Origin of the sequence: Tunicatimonas sp., assembly GCF_049647865.1 — a bacterium.
Classification (GTDB): domain Bacteria; phylum Bacteroidota; class Bacteroidia; order Cytophagales; family Cyclobacteriaceae; genus Tunicatimonas.
The window spans coordinates 1-4,988 of the sequence record NZ_JBARYM010000324.1; the positions used below are offsets into that span (position 1 = coordinate 1).

5 protein-coding genes are annotated in these 4,988 nt (G+C 46.7%); 1 reads left to right on the forward strand and 4 read right to left on the reverse strand.

Annotated elements, in window-relative coordinates; translation table 11 throughout:
- The 4 genes from WBA23_RS09790 to WBA23_RS09805 form a co-directional block, all read right to left on the reverse strand.
- Positions 1 to 377, reverse strand: a 377-nt coding sequence (locus WBA23_RS09790; protein WP_424582096.1) for a cation transporter, incomplete at its 3' end; no start/stop codon positions are given.
- A gap of 126 nt (positions 378 to 503) precedes the next feature.
- Positions 504 to 827, reverse strand: a complete 324-nt coding sequence (locus tag WBA23_RS09795) for a four-helix bundle copper-binding protein (RefSeq protein ID WP_424582097.1) — start codon at positions 825 to 827, stop codon at positions 504 to 506.
- Positions 828 to 965: 138 nt separating this feature from the next.
- Positions 966 to 1,529, reverse strand: coding sequence for a helix-turn-helix domain-containing protein (locus WBA23_RS09800; RefSeq protein WP_424582098.1), 564 nt, complete (start codon positions 1,527 to 1,529; stop codon positions 966 to 968).
- 11 nt (positions 1,530 to 1,540) lie between these two features.
- A complete protein-coding gene (locus tag WBA23_RS09805; protein WP_424582099.1) occupies positions 1,541 to 2,155 on the reverse strand; it encodes a master DNA invertase Mpi family serine-type recombinase in 615 nt (204 codons plus the stop codon).
- A 128-nt stretch (positions 2,156 to 2,283) separates the two neighbouring features.
- Here WBA23_RS09805 and WBA23_RS09810 point away from each other — a divergent pair.
- A partial coding sequence (locus WBA23_RS09810) for a Tn3 family transposase (RefSeq protein WP_424582100.1) occupies positions 2,284 to 4,988 on the forward strand: 2,705 nt, incomplete at its 3' end.

Sequence of the window (4,988 nt, forward strand, 5' to 3'; positions counted from 1 at the left end):
AAAACGGGCAACGTCAATATGGCAGACCAGATGGTTCGCTGCTTTATGCTTTGATAATGTTGCCGTTGAAGTTCTTCTTGTACCTCTGCCGGGTCTTCCGCATCTACAATCAAATCATAGCCTACAGCTTGTAAGGCATTTTGCAAGTTAGAGGAGGCAATGGTTGGATTATATTCCACCAATACCGATGAAGAGGCAAAATTTACACTGGCGTTGGATATACCATCGGTATGGGTTAAAATAGACTCCACACTGGATGCACAGGCGGCACAGGTCATTCCCGTTACAGGAAAAGTTCTCTTCACAATCTCTTCGCCTTGCTTCGGACTTTCGAAGTGCTTCTTCTCTTTCTCTATAGTAGTTGTCTGTTGGTTCATAGGAATAAATCCTTTTACACCACCCAAATCCCAACTAGCAGTTGAGTGCTTGCTTTAGATACTGGTAGATTAATACTTAGGGGAAAGGCTGATTAACTTTGCTATTGGCCAATCAGCCCAACCCTGTTAGCCGAGGTACTGCTGGCAGGCTTTCTCGCAGGCACGGCAGGCTTCGGCACACTCCTTACAGTGCTCGGCTTTGTGGCTTTCGCACTCTTCGGCGCATCGTTTGCAGAAGTCTAAGCAAAATTGCACGGCTTGCTTCGCCGAATTGCTACCCCGAGCCACGAAGTTCAAGGCGACGATACAAGCATCGGCACAGTCTCTGTCCAGCCGGATACAGGACACCATCATTTGGATGTTGTCTTCGCTTAGGCATTGGTCAGAACAGTACTGGCAAGCGGCGGCACAATCAGCTAGCTTTTGAATAAAATTTCGGTGTTGTCTCATAATTTGAAAAATTCACAAGGTTGAGTAATAAAATCTGTAGTCTCTATTGCTTTTTGATAGTCTTAGGACACTACAAAGGTCTAAAATCCTCTAAGTAAATCTGTGACACAATTGTGGGTAAGAGTTACATGATTTTGGCTAGATGGAATCTAATGGCTTTCGGCGGCTCTTAAGTTTCCTAAAGTGGCTAGGGGACATACCGGTTTCTTTTTTGAACTGCGCGGAAAGGTGAGCGACACTGCTATAGCCTAGCTGGTAAGCAATTTGGGAGAGGGCCATTTCATCGTAGAAAAGCAGCTCTTTTATTTTCTCTACTTTTTGCTTAAGGATAAATTTCTCAATGGTAATCCCTTCCACTGACGAAAAGAGCTTGCTGAGCGAACTGTATTCTTGGTGAAGGTTATTACTGATGAGGGTAGAGAAGTTAACTTCCAACGGGGTTTCACGATGGTGAATTTGCTTGATGATGATGGACTTAATCTGACTGATCTGCCGTGATCTTTTATCTTCTAAGAGTTCGAAGCCCCTAGCTTCAAGCATAGTGGCCAGTTGCTCTTTTTGCTTATGGGTGAGGGCGGCTTCTAGTGTTACCTCTCCCAACTCAATAGTGGTAAACTGCAAATCAAGTCGCTCAAGAACCTGGCTGACCGCTTCAATACAGCGGGGGCAAACCATATTTTTTATATTAAATGTTTTACTCATTTAACCAGTAATTAGTTAGTGTTTGACTTTAGTATTGAACGGCTCTCGACAAACTGCTTTACGGTGATTCGGTGCACTCCTAGAATCCTACCAATGGCACTATAGCTTACTTTTTTAGATAGCAGCTCTTTGATTTGTTCCTCCTTACCAGAAAGCTTAGTATTTTTGGATAAGCTACCTTTTGGGCGGCCTAGCGTTTTACCCTCAGCTTTCTTGCGGGCTAAGGCTTCTTTAGTCCGCTGACTGATCAGCTGTCGCTCAATCTCAGCCGAGAGGCTAAAAGCGAATGCTAGTACCTTAGAATTAATATTGTTGCCTAGTTCGTACTTCTCCTTCACAGTGAACACCTTTACCTCACTTTCCATACACCGATGTAGAATGCTCATCACGTCCATCAGGTTGCGGCCCAATCGCGAGAGCTCGGAAACGATCAACGTGTCTTCTGTTTGCATGGATTCTAAAAATTCACCCAACTTCCGTTTATTTACTTTCTTGGTACCACTGACGGTTTCCTCAATCCAGTGGTCAATAGATAGCTTCCGTTCATCGGCGAACTTCAGTATTTCGTAGCGTTGGTTTTCTACCGACTGTTTATCGGAACTCACCCGTAAATAGGCATAAATCATAGTGCGAAATCGTCATTGTTACTAAAAACCTATTAAGGCAGTTAATTTAGACAATAGTTATTAGATTTATAAGCAGTTAAGTATTACTATATTTTCACTAGCGGAAACGCTCCTTTTCTTTCACCACTATGCCCCGTCTTCACGTCCTCTCTGACCCCGTAGCGGACCGCTTCGATCAACCACCGGTGTTCAACACCGTCCAGCGAAAGAAGTATTTTAATATCACCCCACCGGTGAGGAAACTGATACAACCCCTTCGCAAGCCCTATACCCAGGTAGGTTTCGTATTGCAGTGGGGCTACTTCCTTTATACCACGCGCTTCTTTTCCGTGGACCGTTTCCAGGATGAAGATATCTCATACATCATTCGGCTACTAGGAGCTGGCCTTTCCGTAGCAGGCTTTCGGACTGCATACGAAAGTTCTATCGTCTACTACCACCGGACGATCATTCTGGAGGAACTAGGTTTCCATGATTTTGATGGTAAGAAGACAGAGTTCAACTATGAGCTAGGGCGGCTGGTTGCCAAACGCCTGCGTCCCAAACAAATCTTCTATCAAATAACCCAGTACCTCAAGGCCTGCCGTATCGTACTCCCTTCGGCTCATTTTCTGGTCAACGCCATCACCTATGCCTTCCGGCATTTTGAAGACCGATTGCGGGACAGCTTACGCGAAAATCTATGGGAGGCGGATACTACGCTGTTGGATGCACTCTTGGAAGATATGGCTTCCGAAGAATCACGCATCTATCAGATTAGTCGCCTCAAAAAGGTTAACCAGAATGTACAGCCCTCGCGCATTCGCGCCAGCCTGGAAGACTTCCTGTACATTAAAGAGTTGTTCTTCCGTTTGCTGCCGATTGTTCAGCGCCTACGATTTCCGGAAGGAGCGCTAAGTGAGGATATCATTCACTACCATGCGCAGTGGACAATCAGGGCCACCACCTTCCAGCTTCAGCAGATCAGCGATCCCTACATGCAGTACTTACACCTGCTTTCCTTTATTCACTTCCAGTTCTACACCTATCAGGACAGCCTCATTGAGGTAGTAAAGGCTTCCGTACAGTCTAGTCTAAACCAGGCCGAAAGGGAACAGAAGGAACGGTACTTTGCTTCCCGTCGGGCCAAGAACCGGGCGATACGGGGCGTAACCCGGTCCCGTCGTCGCTACAAGCTGCGGTGGCAGGAAGCCAAAGAGATTATCCAATCCGAAGAATTAGCCGACGACGAAAAGGTCATCTTGCTTCAGGAACTGGTGGTTGCTGAACTGGAAGAAGACCTTCAAATTGATCAGGATGCCGAAGCGTTAGAGAAAGACATTAGCCCGGTGACCCAGCAGAGAGAGTACTACGATATTGTCGAGGGAAACTTTCGTAAGCTCAATAACCGGGTAGGAAGGCTGCTTCAGCTCGTAGTCTTTGACCAACGAACCTCTGACCCGCATATCTTTGATGCTTGGCAATACTACGTAGAAAAACATGGTAAAGTAGGTGGCCGCGCCCCGATGACTTTTCTAGACGAAGATCAACGACGCTACCTGTATACGGAAGAAAGTAACTTCCGCCCGGCCCTCTATAGGATGTTGCTGTTCTTTCATATTGCCAAGAGTATAAAAGCCGGTAGCTTGAACGCTTCCTACTCCTATCGCCACCGGGCGGTAGATGACTATTTTCTTTTGTCTGGTAATTGGCACGACAACCACGAACAACTACTCGCCCAAAGCGAGCTTAGCGAAGCCAAAGATGGAAAAGCTTGGTTGGAACGGATCTATGACCAACTGCATGAGCAGTTTCAAACCACAAATCAGCGTATCCAACAAGAACAGAATGACTACCTCCGATTCGCGCAAGGTAAACCACCAACCCACCAAACGATCATCCTGCACACCCCGGCCGTGGAAAAGATAGATACTGAATCACTATCCAGCCTGTTCGCTGACCGGCGGTACACTTCGGTTCTGGAAGTTCTCTTTGAAGTGCACCAAACGGTAGGCTATCTGGACTGCTTTCAGCACTACAATCTGAAGTACAAGAAGCAACGTCCTTTGCCAGAGTTGTTCATTGCCGCGATCATCGGCTACGGCTGTAACGTAGGCATCCGTAAAGTAGCCCGTATCTCTAAAGGCATCTCCGCTAACCAACTAGAGAACGTGGCCAACTGGTACTTCAGCGTAGAAAACATTCAGGCAGCTAACCAGCGCCTAGTTGAAATGATCGACCAGGTGCCCTTATCCGAAATATACCGGAAAAAGGAAACCGAAATGCATACGGCCAGTGACGGACAGAAATTTGGTATTCATGGCCACTCTTTGAACGCCAATCACTCCTTTAAATACTTCGGTAGTGGTAAGGGCATTTCCGTGTACAGTTTTGCTGATGAACGCAGTGCAACTTTTCACTCGACGGTCATTAGCTCTTCGGAACGGGAAGCAGCTTACGTGATTGACGGCTTGCTGCACAACGAGGTAGTTAAAAGCACCATTCATTCTACCGATACCCACGGCTTCAGCGAGATCGTTTTTGGAGTGGCTCACCTGCTGGGATACACCTTTGCCCCGCGCATCAAGAACTTCAAAAAGTCAGTACTCTACAGTCCATTAGGCCGAAGTGTATACCAAGCGCAAGGCTTCCCTATTTTCCCGGACCGGATGATTAATGAAGATCTGATCCTTTCCCAATGGGATAATATTCTCCGACTGATTGCTACCATTGCCCTGCGGGAGACTACCGCCTCGCAGATATTCAAGCGACTTAGTTCGTATTCCCTTCAGCACCCATTATACCAGGCGCTGAAAGAATACGGCCGACTGATCAAAACACAGTTTTTGCTTCG